17 protein-coding genes are annotated in these 17,036 nt (G+C 42.2%); 7 read left to right on the forward strand and 10 right to left on the reverse strand.

The window, feature by feature from the left end; genetic code table 11:
• Positions 1-16 precede the first annotated feature (16 nt).
• Both V7K85_RS26115 and V7K85_RS26120 read left to right on the forward strand, forming a co-directional pair.
• The gene (locus V7K85_RS26115; RefSeq protein ID WP_334817989.1) at positions 17-1,231 is read left to right on the forward strand and encodes a serine/threonine-protein kinase; all 1,215 of its coding nucleotides are present in this window, start codon (positions 17-19) and stop codon (positions 1,229-1,231) included.
• 207 nt (positions 1,232-1,438) lie between these two features.
• Positions 1,439-2,512 carry a PstS family phosphate ABC transporter substrate-binding protein gene (locus V7K85_RS26120; protein WP_334817991.1) on the forward strand — a complete coding sequence of 358 codons (1,074 nt, stop codon included), beginning with the start codon at positions 1,439-1,441 and terminating at the stop codon, positions 2,510-2,512.
• 230 nt (positions 2,513-2,742) lie between these two features.
• Here the strand turns inward: V7K85_RS26120 and V7K85_RS26125 are convergent, their stop codons facing one another.
• The 8 genes from V7K85_RS26125 to surE all read right to left on the reverse strand — a co-directional run bounded on the left by V7K85_RS26125 (position 2,743) and on the right by surE (position 11,676).
• A complete protein-coding gene (locus V7K85_RS26125) occupies positions 2,743-2,910 on the reverse strand; it encodes an element excision factor XisH family protein (protein WP_334818091.1) in 168 nt (55 codons plus the stop codon).
• A 136-nt stretch (positions 2,911-3,046) separates the two neighbouring features.
• Positions 3,047-4,831, reverse strand: a complete 1,785-nt coding sequence (locus V7K85_RS26130; RefSeq protein ID WP_334817993.1) for a tetratricopeptide repeat protein — start codon at positions 4,829-4,831, stop codon at positions 3,047-3,049.
• Positions 4,821-6,113: an ATP-binding protein gene (locus tag V7K85_RS26135; protein WP_334817995.1), complete on the reverse strand. Its 1,293-nt coding sequence runs from the start codon at positions 6,111-6,113 to the stop codon at positions 4,821-4,823. Before V7K85_RS26135 ends, V7K85_RS26130 begins: the two co-directional genes overlap by 11 nt.
• Before the next feature lie 926 nt (positions 6,114-7,039).
• On the reverse strand, positions 7,040-7,948 hold the full coding sequence (locus V7K85_RS26140) for an AAA family ATPase (protein WP_334817997.1): 909 nt from the start codon (positions 7,946-7,948) through the stop codon (positions 7,040-7,042).
• 128 nt (positions 7,949-8,076) lie between these two features.
• Complete coding sequence (locus V7K85_RS26145) at positions 8,077-9,171, reverse strand: bifunctional riboflavin kinase/FAD synthetase (protein WP_334818001.1); 1,095 nt, start codon at positions 9,169-9,171, stop codon at positions 8,077-8,079.
• Positions 9,172-9,215: 44 nt separating this feature from the next.
• Positions 9,216-9,386, reverse strand: coding sequence for a hypothetical protein (locus V7K85_RS26150; protein ID WP_334818003.1), 171 nt, complete (start codon positions 9,384-9,386; stop codon positions 9,216-9,218).
• A gap of 309 nt (positions 9,387-9,695) precedes the next feature.
• The gene (locus tag V7K85_RS26155) at positions 9,696-10,592 is read right to left on the reverse strand and encodes an MBL fold metallo-hydrolase (RefSeq protein WP_334818005.1); all 897 of its coding nucleotides are present in this window, start codon (positions 10,590-10,592) and stop codon (positions 9,696-9,698) included.
• Between the two features lie 286 nt (positions 10,593-10,878).
• Positions 10,879-11,676, reverse strand: a complete 798-nt coding sequence (surE, locus tag V7K85_RS26160) for a 5'/3'-nucleotidase SurE (RefSeq protein ID WP_334818007.1) — start codon at positions 11,674-11,676, stop codon at positions 10,879-10,881.
• A gap of 402 nt (positions 11,677-12,078) precedes the next feature.
• Here surE and pheS point away from each other — a divergent pair, with 402 nt between their 5' ends.
• The 5 genes from pheS to V7K85_RS26185 all read left to right on the forward strand — a co-directional run bounded on the left by pheS (position 12,079) and on the right by V7K85_RS26185 (position 14,928).
• Positions 12,079-13,071, forward strand: coding sequence for a phenylalanine--tRNA ligase subunit alpha (gene pheS / locus V7K85_RS26165; RefSeq protein WP_334818009.1), 993 nt, complete (start codon positions 12,079-12,081; stop codon positions 13,069-13,071).
• 363 nt (positions 13,072-13,434) lie between these two features.
• A complete protein-coding gene (locus V7K85_RS26170) occupies positions 13,435-13,761 on the forward strand; it encodes a BrnA antitoxin family protein (protein WP_334818011.1) in 327 nt (108 codons plus the stop codon).
• 207 nt (positions 13,762-13,968) lie between these two features.
• Positions 13,969-14,160: a hypothetical protein gene (locus V7K85_RS26175; protein ID WP_334818013.1), complete on the forward strand. Its 192-nt coding sequence runs from the start codon at positions 13,969-13,971 to the stop codon at positions 14,158-14,160.
• A 133-nt stretch (positions 14,161-14,293) separates the two neighbouring features.
• On the forward strand, positions 14,294-14,587 hold the full coding sequence (locus V7K85_RS26180; RefSeq protein WP_099102280.1) for a DUF433 domain-containing protein: 294 nt from the start codon (positions 14,294-14,296) through the stop codon (positions 14,585-14,587).
• Entirely contained in the window at positions 14,584-14,928 is a 345-nt protein-coding gene (locus tag V7K85_RS26185) for a DUF5615 family PIN-like protein (protein ID WP_334818015.1), read from the forward strand. Before V7K85_RS26180 ends, V7K85_RS26185 begins: the two co-directional genes overlap by 4 nt.
• Before the next feature lie 63 nt (positions 14,929-14,991).
• Here V7K85_RS26185 and V7K85_RS26190 read toward each other — a convergent pair whose 3' ends face one another.
• Together V7K85_RS26190 and V7K85_RS26195 are read right to left on the reverse strand one after the other, a co-directional pair.
• The gene (locus tag V7K85_RS26190) at positions 14,992-15,441 is read right to left on the reverse strand and encodes an alpha/beta hydrolase family protein (protein WP_334818016.1); all 450 of its coding nucleotides are present in this window, start codon (positions 15,439-15,441) and stop codon (positions 14,992-14,994) included.
• A 5-nt stretch (positions 15,442-15,446) separates the two neighbouring features.
• Positions 15,447-16,880, reverse strand: a complete 1,434-nt coding sequence (locus V7K85_RS26195; RefSeq protein ID WP_334818018.1) for a S9 family peptidase — start codon at positions 16,878-16,880, stop codon at positions 15,447-15,449.
• Positions 16,881-17,036 lie beyond the last annotated feature (156 nt).

Below are 17,036 nucleotides of genomic sequence, written 5' to 3' on the forward strand. Positions count from 1 at the left end.
AAGTAGTATATGCCATATGAGCCAGAACCCTCTAGTTAGAAAAACCCTCCGAAGTCGCTTTGAGACTGTTAAACTGTTGCGAAGCAAAGGCTCTGGTAATACTTACTTGTTAGCAGGTGCTAGACGTAACAGACATCAATCCTCTCTCGCCAGAAAAACACTTCGGAATCGCTTTGAGATTGTCAAACACTTAGGAAGTGGAGGATCTGGTGATACCTACTTAGCCGTAGACCGGGATTTACCAGGACAACCCCATTGTGTCGTCAAACATTTCCACCCAAAAGATTCTAATCCTGCTGTTCTACCCATCGCTAAAAAACTATTTGAGCGGGAAGCGGAAGTTTTATACCAGCTAGGCAATGACCACAATCAAATTCCGAGACTGTTTGCCCATTTTAATGAAGATGGGGATTTCTATTTAGTCCAGGAATTTATTGACGGTAATGCCTTGACTCAAGAAATTGTACTAGGTCAACGTCTTAGCGAGAATGCAGTCTTAGATTTGTTAAAAGACATCCTGGAAGTACTAGCCTTCGTCCACCAACACAATATTATTCACCGGGATATTAAGCCCCAAAATTTAATGCGGCGGCACTCCGATCAGAAGATTGTGCTAATTGACTTTGGGAGTATTAAGAGAATTGGTGCTTTGGGAGGAGGCTTAACAATTGCTGTTGGGACTCCTGGCTATATGCCAAGTGAACAGGCTAAGGGAAAGCCAAAACTTTGCAGCGATATCTATGCAGTAGGTATGATTGGCATTCAAGCTTTGACAGGTTTAATACCTGAGCAACTACAAGAAGATCCCAATACTGGAGAAGTTATCTGGCGCGATCAGGCACGGGTAAGTGACGCTCTTGCAAATTTTTTAGATACAATGGTTCGCGATCGTTTTAGCCAGCGTTACCAATCTGCCACAGAAGCTTTGCAAGCGCTTAATTCTGTTCTGGTGTTGTCACAGTCCTCACAATCTGCTGCCATAAACCAAAAGACTGATGATAGCTATTTGTTAACTTATAAAAACTTTATTTTGCTGCTGGGAATAGGGCTTGGTACTATTACTAGTTTTATACTAATAGTTTTAATCTATACATTTATTAATACAGGGAGATCGCCTTCAAACCAACCTACTCAATTAAATAATTCTATAGAAAAATTAATTGGACCACGGTTCACTAATGTTAATGTAAATAGCCTAGTAGCCAAATCAGCAACTAACAGAGGAGTCTAGAAAAGCAATTCCACCATTCCAAAGACTACCAAAGAGCAAATTGAATCTCACTAGATTAAAAAGAATTAATCATGTATTAGCAATCAGAAAACTGTCTATTAACTGGTTTATTAAAGATTTACTTATAACTTAAATCTCTAGACATTATTAGAGAATAAATACTTAGAAATTCATGTAAGATAAACACAATAAACCACATTTAAACATATGGACAATACAAATCAAAAAAGAGCTATCATTAATAGCGAAATTGCCCTCTTTCTTAGAGGTTTGATTATTGGTAAAGTACTGACACTTATAGTTATTGGCGGACTGCTTTGGTGGTTACTCAAGCCGAATTTATCGTCACCCAACACCGTTGATTCCTCTAATCAAAGTATCAAAAGCGCCCCTAATAATTCATCAACTTTTCAGACAGTTGCTAATGTCCCCACTGACTCATTTAACTACGGAGGCAGTACAGCTTGGGCATCTATCCGGCAATTGGTAGATACTCAGATCCAGAGCGATCGCCCTGAACTACAATTACGTTACGTAGACCCTATTAATGGTAGCCCTGGTTCTAGCTCAGGCATTCGGATGTTGCTTGATGGGCAACTGGACTTTGCTCAGTCCTCCCGTCCCCTTACAGATGAAGAACAAGCTATTGCAAAAGAGCGAGGCTTCACCCTTGAGCAACGTCAGGTGGGTAAGGATGGAATAGCAGTAGTAGTCAACCCATCACTCAATGTGGCAGGTTTAACTGTCGATCAATTACAAAAAATTTATTTGGGACAAATTACTAATTGGAATCAAGTAGGTGGGCCAAACCTACCCATCACACCTTTCTCCCAACAACCAAAGGACGCAGATACAGTAATATTTCCTAGCAACAGCGACTTGAAAAACCAAGCACTTGGCTCTAATGTGCAGTATGTCTACTCTACTACAGAGGCAGTGCGCCAACTTAGCAAAACCCCTGGTGGTGTATATTACGCTTCTGCCCGTTCTGTAGTACCTCAGTGTAGTGTAAAGGCTTTGCCATTGGGTGGGACTTTTAGTCAGCTAATTTCCCCCTATCGCCAACCCACAGTGTCGCCTGAGCAATGTCCACGTCAGCGCAACCAACTAAATACTCGGGCGATCAAAAATGGCAGCTATCCGATTACCGCTAACTTGTCTGTGATTATTAAGCAGAATAAAGGTCGGGAGCAGCAGATTGGGGATGCCTATGCCAAACTTTTATTAACTGACCAAGGGCAAAAGGCAATTGAGCAAGCTGGTTTCGTTGGGGTTCGCTAGTAAATTAGGTTCTGATAGCGATCGCATCGCTATCAGAACCTAATTTAAAGCAACACTTACATCCACGACGTATATAGCGCTTCTCGTTTGGATGCAATACATTCTGGCCTGACTTCCATTCCTCTTACAGCAGATTGCAATTTAGTGAGGTACAGATATTGGCAATATACACTGATTTTGTGCGATCGCATTCTGTGAAACTTGATGAATTAATACGATCGCATTTTCTCTTAGAGGTTGTCTGAATCTGCAATAAAACTATTAATTTCAACAGCTATTTTTTCTGTATTACCTTCTGCGGCGATAGTATTTTCAGCCGCTAAATCTATTTGTAGTTTAATTGCTTCACTAATCCGAATTGTAAAAGGGTCGTGAGTAATTATCCACCCATCTTTAATTAATGCTTTTTTTTACCTGTTGATGGAAAACATCTTTAGCCATTTTGCTGTCTCTAGATTAGAGTCTCAAAATGAAAATATCCGATTTTTTTATTGTGTTTTAGCGTTTAGTTTAACCCTAAATGAGATTTTTGCTCTATGCAATGCGTTCGCACTCTCCATTATTATGCATAGCTGCGGCAAGTTTTTCTAAATTTTGACGAATATTGACACTACGGAGATGATTTACGCCCCAGACTCGTTCGCAAATATCTAAAGCTTGCAGATAAAGGGGTTTTGCTTCGCTGTAACGTTCTGTCGCACGATAGATTTCTGCCAAATTGTTCAGACTTTCAGCAACATTAGGATGATTTTCTCCCAATAGGTGCTTATCAAATTCTAAGGCTTTTATACATAAGGGTTCCGCTTCATTGTAACGCCCCTGCTCCCTGTACATATAACCAAGAGCATAGATAGTATCTGCTAAAAGCGGATGCACCTTTTGCAATAGACGCTGCTTGAGTTCCAATGATTGCAAAAACAAAGATTCGGCTTGATCGTAGCGTCCTTGAGCGCGGTATATTAAACCTAAATTGTGCAAATCTGTTGCAACATCAGGATTCTCTTCTCCCAAAAATCGCTTATCTAGTTCTATTGCTTGTTGCGACAACGGTTCAGCTTCACTGTAACGTCCTTGATGATAATAAAGTAGTGCTAAATTATTCAGTATAAGAGCAAAAGAAAGATGATTTTCGCCAACCAGACGTTTTTCAAGTTCTAATGTTTGCAGATACAGAGGTTCTGCTTCGTCATAACGTCCTTGTTCATCATATAGTAATGCCAAATTGTTCAGACTGGCGGCGACATCGGCATGGTTTTCTCCCCACAGGCGTTTCCTCAGTTCCAAAGCTTGTTGATATAGGAGTTCCGCTTTAGTATATTGTCCAGTAGATTTGTAGAGTCCTGCCAAGTTATTGAGGCTAGTAGCAAAAGAAGGATGGTTGTCTCCCAAAAGACGTTTCGTCAGTTCCAAAGCTTGTTGATATATTGGTTCTGCTTCGTTGTAACGTCCTGTTGCACGATATATTCCTGCTAAATTGTTGAGGCTAGTAGCTAAGTCTATCTGCAAACTTAATTCATTTTGTAATTCACTCGCTTGACGCCAATACTTAATTGCTAATTCCTGTTCTTCTTGATAATTTTGAGATTCACCCCGATCTAATCTGCTGCGGTAAATATCACCCAACCTAGAATATAAAGTAGCCAAGCTGGGGTCTTTAGTTCCCCGTTCCTGTTCTACTTTCTCGATTAGCTTTTGTAAATCTTGAATGGGCAAGAAAAAGGGGTTATTTTCATTAGTATCTGTGCTAGCTAATTCCGTGTCTCTAAAAACAAAACGTATATGTTCTAGTTCTTTACCAGGAATAGCATTCGTCTTTTTAGATTCAAACCGGAATACACCGTTGCGCCAACTCCAAAAATCAGGGGCTTTTTTAATCAGGTTGACTAAAATTTGCTTAGTTACCCAAAGCACAATCGCAAAGGGAAACTCGCGTAATCCTTCCCTTGTCCACTGTAAGTAACCAAAAAATTTATCCTGTTCCGATTGCTCATTTCCCAACTTGAGAAAATAAAGTTGTTCAGCACCAGTCACAGTAATCACCGCCGGGTTCTGCTGACGGAGATATTCTTCTTGTTGTACCAAATGGTTAAGAGCAGCTTTTAGGCTCGGTTCCTGACGTGCTAAAGTCACTCGATATGGACGAAACTTAGGTTGTAGTTCGGCTTCATACTGGGCAATAATATCATCACGAAAGCTAGCATCATTGCAAACTGCAATCAGTAAATTCAATCCCCGTTTTTGAGCTTCAATAGAAACGATTAAATCATCATACGCATCTTGATTTTCTTCCTGATCATCTAATAATTCTTCATTTAACATTAATGGCTCCCTGTCTTCTCAAACTTTCTATAATAATTGGATGAACATCATACCAAGTTTCATCAGTTCGATATTCTAGAACATACAGCCCATGTAGCAAATCCAAAAACTCTGCTTGCTTGGGGTCATTGGGCATAAATTGTTCATAAACACTCTGCAAAATATCTATATCAACCTTTCCTAAACGTATGGAAAAATCATTGCGAATTTTATTGATTGCTTCCAGAAGAATTTTATCATCAATAATAACTTCTGCTGAGGGATTTCGCCGGATCATCCGCAAACAAATGCGGCAACATTCCTTAGAAATACGAATTAACTCTCGCAATACGCCACCACTGGAAATCACAATTTTTTCAGCAGTTTCTACTGCGATTAATTCACTGGAAATCCGCTTTTGTAAAACTTCACCGAGAATCTTTGTTGCTTCCGGGCGAGGTTGGGCGTTAGGGAAACGATTTTTCCCTTTTTCAAAGATTTTTAAGACAGGCATTGCGACAACCTGGTCGTTGGTTTCAGTGGTAATTATTGTGCTGATAAATGTTTCCCGAAGTACTGCGATCGGGATAGTGTAGATAATTTGAAAGTTAGGTTGGCAAAGAGCTTTAATGTTATCTCGATAAATTTCGTTAACTCTTCCTAAGTCAAGTTTATCTAAATCATCAATAATTACTAAAACGTTTTGTTTAGTTGCAGCTTGAATCAGAGCAGCAATTTCATTAATTCTGGCAACTAAATCTGATAACTTGCGTTCAAATTCTTGCTTAATTTCATCCCGAACGCTAGCATCAGCTTTTAATTTAGAGCTAATCAACTTTAAAAGGTCAAAACCTATACTAGCTTCTGCCTGTAAATTTAATTCTTCAGTGCGAGTGCGGGTAGCAAACCACTTATAAAGAGCTTCTTTAGTAGATTGAGGAATATCAACTCGGCGTGCTTCTGCCTCTGTCATTAAATTAACTGCGATCGCAAATAGTATATTAATATGGTTAACAGCCGACATTTCAATTTTGTCAGCAATAGAGAATAGAACTACAAAATATTTATTTTGAATTTGTCTGCTAAACTCAGCTAACAAAGTGGACTTACCACATCCCCGATGTCCTGTAAAGACAATTTTGCCATCTCTATTGGGACTATCTTCCACTAATTGGTTAAGGTCTGCAATCAAATCATCACCATATTCGACTCTAAATTTTTCCATTTCGTTCTGTTCCATCAACGGAAATAGTTCGAGATTGCTGTATGCTTCTTGAAAGGAGTTTAATAAGTCTTGAGACATTGGATGGTGCCGTTAACATGCTAACTATCCATATAATGGCTCATGATTTTTGAAGTAAAAGTTCAGGCAGTTGCAACTTCCCTAGCTCTGTCAATAAATGACTACTAGGTGGATACTGTCTGATGTTTTCAAAGAAGATACTCTCCCTTGCACAATCCTAACCAAGAAACAAGTAATAGAGGTTGAGATAAATAATAATGAATGATAGATTATACATTTGAAAAATAGGAATAAATGATAGATTATACATTTGAGATAGTGAAAGCTACCTAATAAATAAATAAATAAAATTAAATTTTAAATTATAAAATTTAATTTGTAGCCTGCTTTGCTTCTGTCTTTTCTTCCTACCCTTGAGAGAACAGATTTTTCTCAATCCAGTCTGAAAAAGTAATTTTTTCGTTCAAAATTTTTCTCTGTGGCCGATGCTGCGCGTAGCTTGCTTCCACGAAGTGGTACGGAGTGAAACCCAACAAAGCCATGAAAATGTTGGGTTTCCTTCCTCAACCCAACCTACATTGGAGTTATTTTTTAGGCTTAACCGAGCAGTATTGGAATTAGAGGGCGATTTTCCTCAAACCAATAAGTGTCCCAAGGTATCATTTGCCTTCAAATAACAGTTAAAAGCCACCTTTAGGACACCCCTAAAGCATATTAAAATTTTCTCATTGCCCTGTTTTTAACTGCTAATAGCAGTTAAAAACAGCCAAATTTTACCATGCGCGATCGCCTGAAATAGTAAATTTGTATTTTATAACCCAATACGCTTGGGATAAGCCTATTATTTCTTCCCCTGCCTGCCTACACTAAGGAATTTTCTTAACCCAAGCGTATTGTTTTATAACCCGCAACTTGGGTTAGTAGCATTTTCAAGAGAAAGCAATTAGGTCAAAACTTAGAATCAACTGTTGTCTACCTTTTTAATATTAAGGAATAGAAACCGATCGCAATAATCGCTCAACAACAGTTCTTGCATTGCGTCCTCCTCTGGGAATAAGCCGATGGCAAAGAACGTGAGGAACGAGAAATTTCACATCATCGGGGATGGCATAATCACGCCCTAATAGAAAAGCTAGCGCTTTGGCAGCCCGTTGTAATGCTAATGTGCCACGCGGACTGACGCCAAGGGCGATTTCCTCATCTTGGCGTGTTACCCGCACCAATTCGAGGATGTACTGTTGCAAAGAAGTTGCAACTTTTACTTGAGAGCAGAGGTAACGCAATTCCTGTACTTCTGCCAAAGTAATACAAGGCTGCAAATCAGCAACCTTCAAACCATTTTGGAGATTTTGCAGCATTTGGAGTTCTTCTGCCTCCGAAGGATAGCCCAAACTCAGCGACAACATAAACCGATCCATTTGCGCTTCCGGCAGGGGAAAAGTACCTTGATACTCAATAGGATTTTGAGTGGCAATCACAAAAAACGGCTGGGGAACTGCACGAGAGACACCATCGACTGTTACCTGATGCTCTTCCATAACTTCCAGTAAAGCTGACTGAGTGCGGGGTGTAGCGCGGTTAATTTCGTCAGTTAGAAGGATATTAGCAAAGACTGGCCCAGGAAGAAAAGTAAATTCGCCGCTTTTTGGGTTCCAAATGTTGGTGCCAGTGATGTCAGTTGGCAGTAAATCGGGGGTACATTGTAGTCGTTGAAACTTGCCATCTAGTGAACAAGCTAGGGATTTAGCGAGCAGGGTTTTACCAACACCAGGGACATCTTCTAGGAGGGCATGACCACCACCTAGCAAGGCTACTAGCACTAAGCGTATTGCCTCAGTTTTGCCAACGATGGTAAGAGCCAGATTTTGTGTTAAAGCGTCAATTTTTTCTCTCATGCGGTGCGGGGAGTGGGGATTGGGGATAAGGGGCAATGGGGATTGGGGACTAAGAACTGGGAGATATAAATTAATATTCTTCCCAATGCCCAATGCCCTATCTATTGTTCCCAGTCAGCACTGGGCACTCAAAATTCAGGACTCAAAACTTCTCTAGCAACTACGCAGTCAAGTTGAATTTGTGTTTTCAGGGCTTCTAGAGAAGGAAATTTTTGTTCAGGGCGTAAAAATTTAACTAACTGCACAGCCAGTTTTTTACCATACAAATCACCAGACCAATCGAGTAAATGTACTTCCGCAGATGAATAAGCACCATTTACAGTTGGGCGGTTACCGATATTGATTACGCCCAAGCTCTCACTTGGTGCAGCATCTGATGTTTCACTGAGAGTGAAAACGCGGACAGCATAGACTCCTTGACGGGGCAAAAACTTTTCTTTTGGTAGTTGGAGGTTGGCGGTGGGAAAGCCAATTGTTCTGCCCAATTGTTGACCTTGAACGACATCACCAAGGAGGGTGTAAGGGCGTCCTAGTAGTAGATTTGCGTTTTCGATATCGCCGTGCTCAAGGGTTTGGCGGATCAATGAAGTGCTAATGCGGGCATCTTGAGGCGGAGTAGTACTGACGCAACTGCTTTGGGTGGGCGAGTCACCTGTATAAGTTTGTAAGGGAACGATGGTAACGGGGATATTATGCTTGGCGGCGAGTAATTGCAAATCCTTAGCAGTACCACTGCGCTTTTCGCCAAAACAAAAATCCTGCCCGATGCTAATTCGCTGGCATCGCAGTTGTTGCACAAGAATTTTTTCTACGAATTCTTCGGGGGTCAAAGCAGATAATTCTTTGTCAAAGGGTAGTAGTACCAGTTGTTCTACCCCAAGCGATCGCAATTGTTGGACTTTTTCATCTAGTGGCGTTAACAAAGTCCGGGGTTGCCCTGTAAAAAACTCCTGTGGATGGGGGTCAAAGGTGACAACTGTTGAGTAGGTATATTCTTTATTTGTCAGTTGTCCGTTGTCTGTTGTTAGTTGTTGATTTTCGTTTGACTGCGGGTTACTAGTTACTGACAACTGACCACCAGCGTGCAAGACTGGTTGAATTACCCTTTGATGACCAAGATGAACACCATCAAACTTGCCAAGGGCAACAGCAGTCGGCGTTAGCAGCCCTTCGCTCGAAGGAGCAACCCACACAGAACACCCATTTTTAGACAAATTTAGCACGTGGATTCTGAGATTTTAGGTTTATTTTAGCTATCAGCAGGAAGCTACCCTATGGTAAACCGCCTTGAGGAGGACAGCTTTTGTAGACGGTCTTGAACTTCCACCAACTGCCCATGAGGTCTTGTGCTATTAGCCAGGGTGTTAATGCCACCCCTTTTAGCTATCAGCCAAAAGCCTAAGCCACGGGAAGTCGCCCAAGATGGTTTCTTATGCAATTAGCTGTCAAGCTAATTGCTAAGTCCAGATAACCCCAAATACCAGAGCTAAAAAGGCTCTAGTTTCGTGCTGAGACTGCAACGAGGTTACCCTCCGATCAGCCGCAATCTTAGGGCGTCTGTGGGTGTCTGGGCCGTGTTGGTGAATCTATAAAGTGTGTCCTCCTGTTGTCGCCCTTATTCTGTGGTCGGCGCTCTGACAACTCTGGGCAGCGCTGTCTCACCGTGCAGCCAACAGGTATGCTCTCGCGCTGAAAGCTTCTGATCACCAATCTAATCTAAAATCTCCAATTCCTCCGATCGCAATCTTTAGACAGAAAACTTCCTAACAGGAAAAGATTCTGATAAGGAAACTGAGAGCGGAACCTGAAGTACCATTCCTTCGCGTGCCATGATCGCCCCAGGAAATTTCGCCGCTGCTTGTTTGCCTACACGATCCAAAAAGTCGTCGTCGTGCGCGGGGTCGTGGTGGTAAATCACCAGAGTTTTGACGTTAGCAGCTTGTGCCACTTTTACTGCTTCTTGCCAGGTAGAATGTCCCCAGCCAATTTTCGGGGATTTTGGGGAATGGTATTCCTCGTCCGTGTAGGTAGAATCGTAAATCATAATGTCAGCATTACGAGCTAGCGACACTACATTGTCATCGAGTCGGTCGGGAAAATGTTCGGTATCAGTAATGTAAACAGCAGCACCGCCACGCCAGTTTACGCGGTAGCCTACGGCTTCACCTGGATGGTTTAAAGGTGCTGTTTCTACGGTAACGTCATCGATGTATATTGGTTGCCCTGGTCGAATGTCGTAGAAATTTAAATTGGCTTGCATAATCTGCAAGGGTACAGGAAAGTTTGGGTGCAACATTTGATCATTGAGGCGCTGTTCTATGGTAGAACCATCAGGTGCGATCGCCCCGTAGATATGAAAGTCATTCCCCTTCACAAACCCTGGGGTAAAGAAGGGAAAACCCTGCATGTGATCCCAGTGAGAGTGGGTAAAAAATATGTGAGCTTCTAAGGGCATTTGGTGCAATAAAGATTGCCCCAAAACATGTAGTCCCGTACCAGCATCGAAAATTAAGCGTTTATCGCCCGCTTGCATTGATATGCAAGGGGTATTACCGCCGTAACGAACGGTGTGTGGTCCTGGACTGGGGATGCTGCCGCGAACGCCCCAAAATTGTACGGTAAATTGGTTCTCTATCCTAGACATGGGTGTTGCTTGCTGGACTGAGCGGGCGATAAATGAAAAAATGCTACTTGTTTTGTCTAAGTATATGCTGTCTCACCGATTTTGTTAGAGGGAGGATTTCTTGGTAAAACAGCATACCCTGTTTCTGGCTGATTGTGTAAATGTGGATGAAATACTGTCAGGTAGAATTTTCCAGTTTTTGGGGTGAAGGTGTATCAGTTATTTCAAGAGTGCCCCTAAGTTATAGCCTACATTTTTCTCTGATGCATTTAAATAACCCCAGTTTTATCCTGATAAATCAAATGATTCACGAAATATTGAATTCCCACTCAGACAATTTATCTAGTCCATCTGCGTAAGTAAGATTGTATTGTAATGGGGTAATACTGATGTAGTTTTTACGTACAACATGCACATCTAAGGGGACATTTTGAAGCAGATCTAATCCGGTTGGGGGTTCCACATCCTCAATTACCTCTCCGGTTAACCAGTAGTACGTTTTTCCACGAGGATCAACTCGTTTATCAAACACATCAATGTAATGCCGCAATCCTTGACGGGTAAGAGTAACTCCGGCAATTTCTTCCCACTGAACAGCAGGAATATTGACGTTGAGTAACATCAAATCTGGTAGCGGTTTTTGGGCTAACTGGTCTACAAGAATTTTGGCAAACTTAGCAGCAGGTTTAAAGTCTTTAGATGTGTGACTAATAAGACTTAGCGCTACACTGGGAATGCCTTCAATTAGACCTTCCATTGCCGCCGAAACAGTTCCAGAATACAAGATTTCAGTTCCCAAATTCGCACCTTGATTAATGCCAGAGAGAACCAAATCGGGGGGAGTCTCTAGCAAAGCCCACAGCGCCAATTTGACGCAATCTGAAGGCGTACCATCGCAAGCCCAAGCTTTGACAGCGGGATGAAAAATCCCTTCAACAATTTCGGCGCGAATTGGTTGGTGTAAAGTTAACCCATGTCCAGTTGCCGATCGCTCTCGATCTGGGCAAACTACACTAACATCATGACCTGCCTCTGCCAAGTAGTTGGCTAGGGTACGAATACCCAAGGCAGAAATGCCGTCATCGTTGCTAATTAGTAATTTCATAGTCATTGGTCACTTGTACTGAGCGTAGTCGTTGGCGCAGCCTCTCGTAGAGAAGTATTGGTCATTAGTCATTGGTCATTAGTTATTAGTTATTTGTTATTAGTCATTTGTCAATGTCTGAGGTCACAGGCAGCAAAAAAAACATACATACTCACTAGTACGTCACGGCGTCAGTTTACCTACCTTTAACAAGGGGCTGAAGCCCCAAGTCTTGTTAATTGAGATGTTAGCCAGATTTCTATGCCCGCTGTACTAGCCCAATCGTCTCTAACTGATAAACAGAAGTTTGGTTTCGACCCTCGCCTTTGGCTGATGTTAATGGCACATCTGTAAGTTTATTTATCGAGCAGTTCACAGCTTTTGACTATAGACTAATGACTAATGACCAATGACTAATAACTAATGACTAGCAATTTAGAAGCTCAACTTTTAGCACTGCGGCAGTCAGGAGAAAAAGCGATCGCAGCCGCTGATACCCTAGAACGTCTGGAGGAACTCAGAGTTAACTATCTGGGTAAGAAAGGGGAACTGGGGGCACTGTTGCGAAGTATGGGGCAAATGAGCGCAGAGGAACGACCGAAAATTGGAGCGATCGCCAATACAGTCAAAGAATCCCTGCAAACTAGTCTAGACCAGCAACGCGCCGCCCTGGAAGCTGCACAAATTCAAGCTTTGCTAGAGGCGGAAACTCTGGATGTAACTATGCCGGGAATTTACAGCCCCCAAGGTCGCATTCATCCCCTCAATGGTATTATCGACCGGGCGCTGGATATCTTTGTCGGTATGGGCTACACCGTGGCTCAAGGGCCAGAGATGGAAACAGATTACTACAATTTCGAGGCTCTCAATACTCCGCCTGACCACCCCGCCCGTGATATGCAGGATACCTTCTACCTCCCAGATGGTAATCTTCTCCGAACTCATACCTCATCTGTTCAAATTCGTTACATGGAAAAAGAGGAACCACCAATTCGGGTTGTGGCTCCAGGGCGAGTTTATCGGCGAGATAATGTAGACGCGACTCACTCGGCTGTTTTCCATCAAATAGAACTTTTAGCCATTGACGAGGGACTCACTTTTACAGACCTCAAAGGCACAATTAAGGTATTTTTACAAGCAATATTTGGCGAGTTGCCAATTCGCTTCCGCGCTAGTTATTTCCCGTTTACCGAACCCTCGGCTGAGGTGGATTTGCAGTGGAATGGGCGCTGGCTAGAGGTGATGGGCTGCGGTATGGTTGATCCAAATGTACTTAAGTCTGTGGGTTATGACCCAGAAATTTATACAGGGTTTGCTGCCGGTTTTGGTGTAGAACGCTTTGCAATGGTGTTACATCAAATCGATGATATTCGTCGCTTGTATGCTAGCGATTTGCGGTTTTTACAGCAATTTTAGGGAAGCGATCGCTTTAAAAAATCAAGCAGACTAGACTGAGCGATGAGATGACCGAATTTTAGATTTTAAATTTTGGATTTTGGATTGAATAATTCAAAGTTCAAAATTTAGCACGGTATAAGCTGATGCAGTTCACTTGGGATGAAAATAAGCGGCAATCAAATTTAGGCAAACACGGGTTTGATTTCGTAGATGCTTCTCAGGTTTTGAAGGTGCAACATTCACGTTTGAAGATGAGCGCTATGCTTATGGAGAACAGCGCTTTATTACACTGGGACTATTGCACGGGCGAGTGGTGGTGATTGCCCATACGAGAAGTTGGGGATGAAATTCGTGTGATTTCGATGAGAGAGGGAACTAAACGTGAGCAAATCATTTTCTTTCAAAGCCTCTCAAACTGATTGGGAGAGGATTGATGCAATGCAAGATAAGGACATTGATCTTTCTGACATTCCAGAAGTGACTGAAGAACAGATGAAGCAAGCAGTGCTGCGGGTTGGCAGAAAACCTGTTGAACGGGGTCAACAACGTGTCGATATCCTCCTAGATGCTTTCATCGTGGAATACTTCAAGTCAAAGGCAGGTGAGCAAGGATATCAAGTGCTAATTAATCAGGCATTGGCAGAATATATCCTAGCAAAAACAGTGGATTTATCAGTTTCAGAAGTCAACGAGATTTTACCAAATTAAAGTAAACTATTATCTGGAGCGAGGCTGTTGCAATTACAAGACTATCTCGATTTTCTGTTGCAAAAACAAGAGTCTGAGCATCAGAGTAGGTTCAAATCTCCCACTTAAGTATTTGGTGAGAAAATAATTAGCGATCGCTTCAACTATCTCTTGACAGGATATTGGGTCAAGAATTGACGGAGGGTTTGAAGGAAATTGAAGGTAGAATTGGGAAGAGAATTAGGGGGGAGTAAAAAAAACCAGGATAAATCCTGGTACGTTGATATTTTAGATGATTTATTTCATAAATTTATGATGTGTCCTAACGGTATAACTTCTGAGAATTTTAAACAAGCATTAACAGAATATGAAAATGAATTTATAAAAAATCCTAACATCATAGATCCGTTTGATATTTAGCGATTTTCTGGTCTAGCAAAGCCATCTCCTTCATTGCTGGAAATTACATAATTACACAGCTAAACCAGCCTGCTGCTGACCAGAACTATTGGTAAACTAAAGGCAACGCCAGTTCTGCTGAGTGATTTATTCTATGTTTGCTGAAACCTCCTCGCGCTACGTTACCCGTAACCCGGAAATTTTGAGTGGAGAGCCAATTATTATAGGTACTCGGACATCTGTTCGTGCCATTGTCGGTTTGTGGCGGTTGGGGATTATGCCAGAAGAAATCCTGAACCATTTGCCACATTTAACCCTGGCACAAGTATTTGATGCCTTAAGTTTTTATCTCGATCATCAGGCAGAGATTAATGAATACATTGAGCGAAACCGAGTACCCGATGAATTAATACATCCATCTGTAAAAGCTATATTGGGCACATCGTGACAGTTTTTGCTACACTTTACAGCGATGAGGATATGTCAGCGTTGGTTGCTACACTGTTGCGATCGCGCGGTTTAAATATCACAACTGTTCCTGAACAAGGAACTATCGGCAAAACTGACCGTGAGCAACTGGAATTTACAACTTTTGTAGGCAGATGTATTCTGACACATAACCGTGTTGATTTTGAGCGGTTGCATCTCCAATATATAGATGAGAATAGAGAACATTTTGGGATTATCGTTGTGCCTCATAAAAATGCTTATGAAGTGGCGCAACGGATTGGTATTCTGGTAAGCACACTAACCGCTGATGAAATTAGGAATCAGTTGTTGTATGCATGAATCGTTCAAAATTAAAAATATTAAGGTGGTCGGTGAATGACACTAACCACCATGCGTGAGACTTTATTTAACTATTCCTGAATGACCGGGGATATCTACCAAAGGTTCAAATCTGCCACCTATGTATTTGGCGAGAAACTCTTCTGCGATCGCAAAAAAGTGCAACCGATTTTCTGGTCTAGCAAAACCATGTCCTTCATCTGTATAAAGTGCATATTGCACTGGCAAACCAGCTTGTTGCATTGCATTGACAATTTGATCACTTTCTGATTGTTTCACCCGTGGATCATTTGCACCTTGACCAATGAGTAAAGGTTTTTGAATTCGGTCAACAAAGAATAAAGGCGATCGCGATTTGAGAAACTCCTCTTCTGTCTCCAAGTTGCCAACGCGATGATAAAGCATTGCCTTGATCGGTTCCCAATAGGGCGGGATAGTTTCTATCAAAGTAATCAAGCTACTTGGCCCGACAATATCCACACCAGCAGCAAAGATTTCGGGTGTAAAAGTCAACCCTACTAAGGTGGCGTAACTCCATAAGAACCGCCCATAATCGCAATCTTTTGCGAGTCAGAAATGCCTTGTTGCACTAGCCAGTTCACGCTGTCAATTAAATCATCGTGCATTGTGCCAGCCCATTCCCGATTACCAGCATTCAAAAACGCTTTACCATAGCCAGTGGAACCGCGAAAGTTCACTTGCAGAACAGCATAACCCCGGTTAGCTAGCCATTGCGCTGTGGGAGAGAAACCCCAAACATCCCGCGCCCAAGGGCCGCCGTGAACCAGCAGTACTGTTGCTAGATTCTGGCTAGGTATTCCCACAGGAGTTGTCAGGTAACTGTGGATAGTCAAGCCATCCCGCGCCTCGTAGGAAATCGGTTGCATTGAAGCTAATTGCAACGTTTCGAGTTTGGGTTGGTTACTAAAGAGGAAAGTGCTAGTTTTGGCATCTCGGTTATAGGCATAGTAATAAACTGGCCCATTGTCAGTTCTATAAGCTACTAACCAGGTTTTATCTTCCAAGTCGCGGCTAATTATAGAGAATTCTCCAGAACGCACCTTGGCGATTTCCTCAAAATCAGCGGCGATACTCTGGTCAATTACCTGCCATTCCTGTTTATCTTTGTAGAAAGAAACTGCTTGGATAACTCGCGTCAGTGGCTGAATGATTATCCCCACAACATCATACTGTTGGTCTTCAGCAATAACTGTTTCTTGACGAGTGTCTAAGTCAACAGATAGCAGACGTTTGGCATTAGCATCGTGATTCCCTTGAATATAAAGTGTTTTACCATCAGCCGAGAAGCTAACAGAATTCCCTTCTTCCTCTGGTCCCCAGTGGCGGAGAATTTCCCACTGTTTATCTGGCGTTTTCTGTAATAAGAGGTCGTAACCACCATCGGGTGTACTAGCTGTCGCTGCACGTACTTGGAAATCGGCATCAGATGTCCAACTGATAATGTTACCGGGATTGTCAGTGTCGAACTCTACAGCACCATTTTTTAGGTTGATGCGGTAAACGTCAAACTTTTGGGGATTGTTCAAGTTCAACGCTACCAGCATTTGATCTGGAAATTTAGGTTCCAGTTCCACGAGTTCAGCTTTTATACCCTGGAATGGCGTTAAATCACGCACAATCTTGGAGTGAATATTAACCAAGTGGAGGTGAAAGTTCTCGTCACCATCCGAGTCCTGCATATAAATCAACTGATCGGCGTTATAAGTCCAGAAGAAAATGCGGATACCGCGCTTTTTGTCGGCAGTTAGTATCTGGTCGTCTTCTTGTCCTACAGTTCGCAACCAAACCTGTAAGACATTTTTCTCATCGGGGGCAATATATGCCAAGTACTTGCCATCAGGCGAGAGTTGTGGGCTGGTTTTTTCGGGATTCCCAAACAGAATTTCGCGCGGAATCAGCGGTGGTAGGGAAGGCGCTTGAGCAGATGACATATTTTCATTCTCTACTTGACCTCTTTATTGTTACTTAGTGGTGAAAATGACAATTCATCCTATTGGATGAACCTAGCTGGAAAATAGAAAATAGGGCAATACAGTTGAGTTAAGGAAATTTATCTGTTAAGGCAGGTTGTTCTTGATCTGGGGGAG

The sequence above is a fragment of the Nostoc sp. genome (assembly GCF_036917615.1).
Taxonomy (GTDB): Bacteria; Cyanobacteriota; Cyanobacteriia; order Cyanobacteriales; family Nostocaceae; genus Nostoc.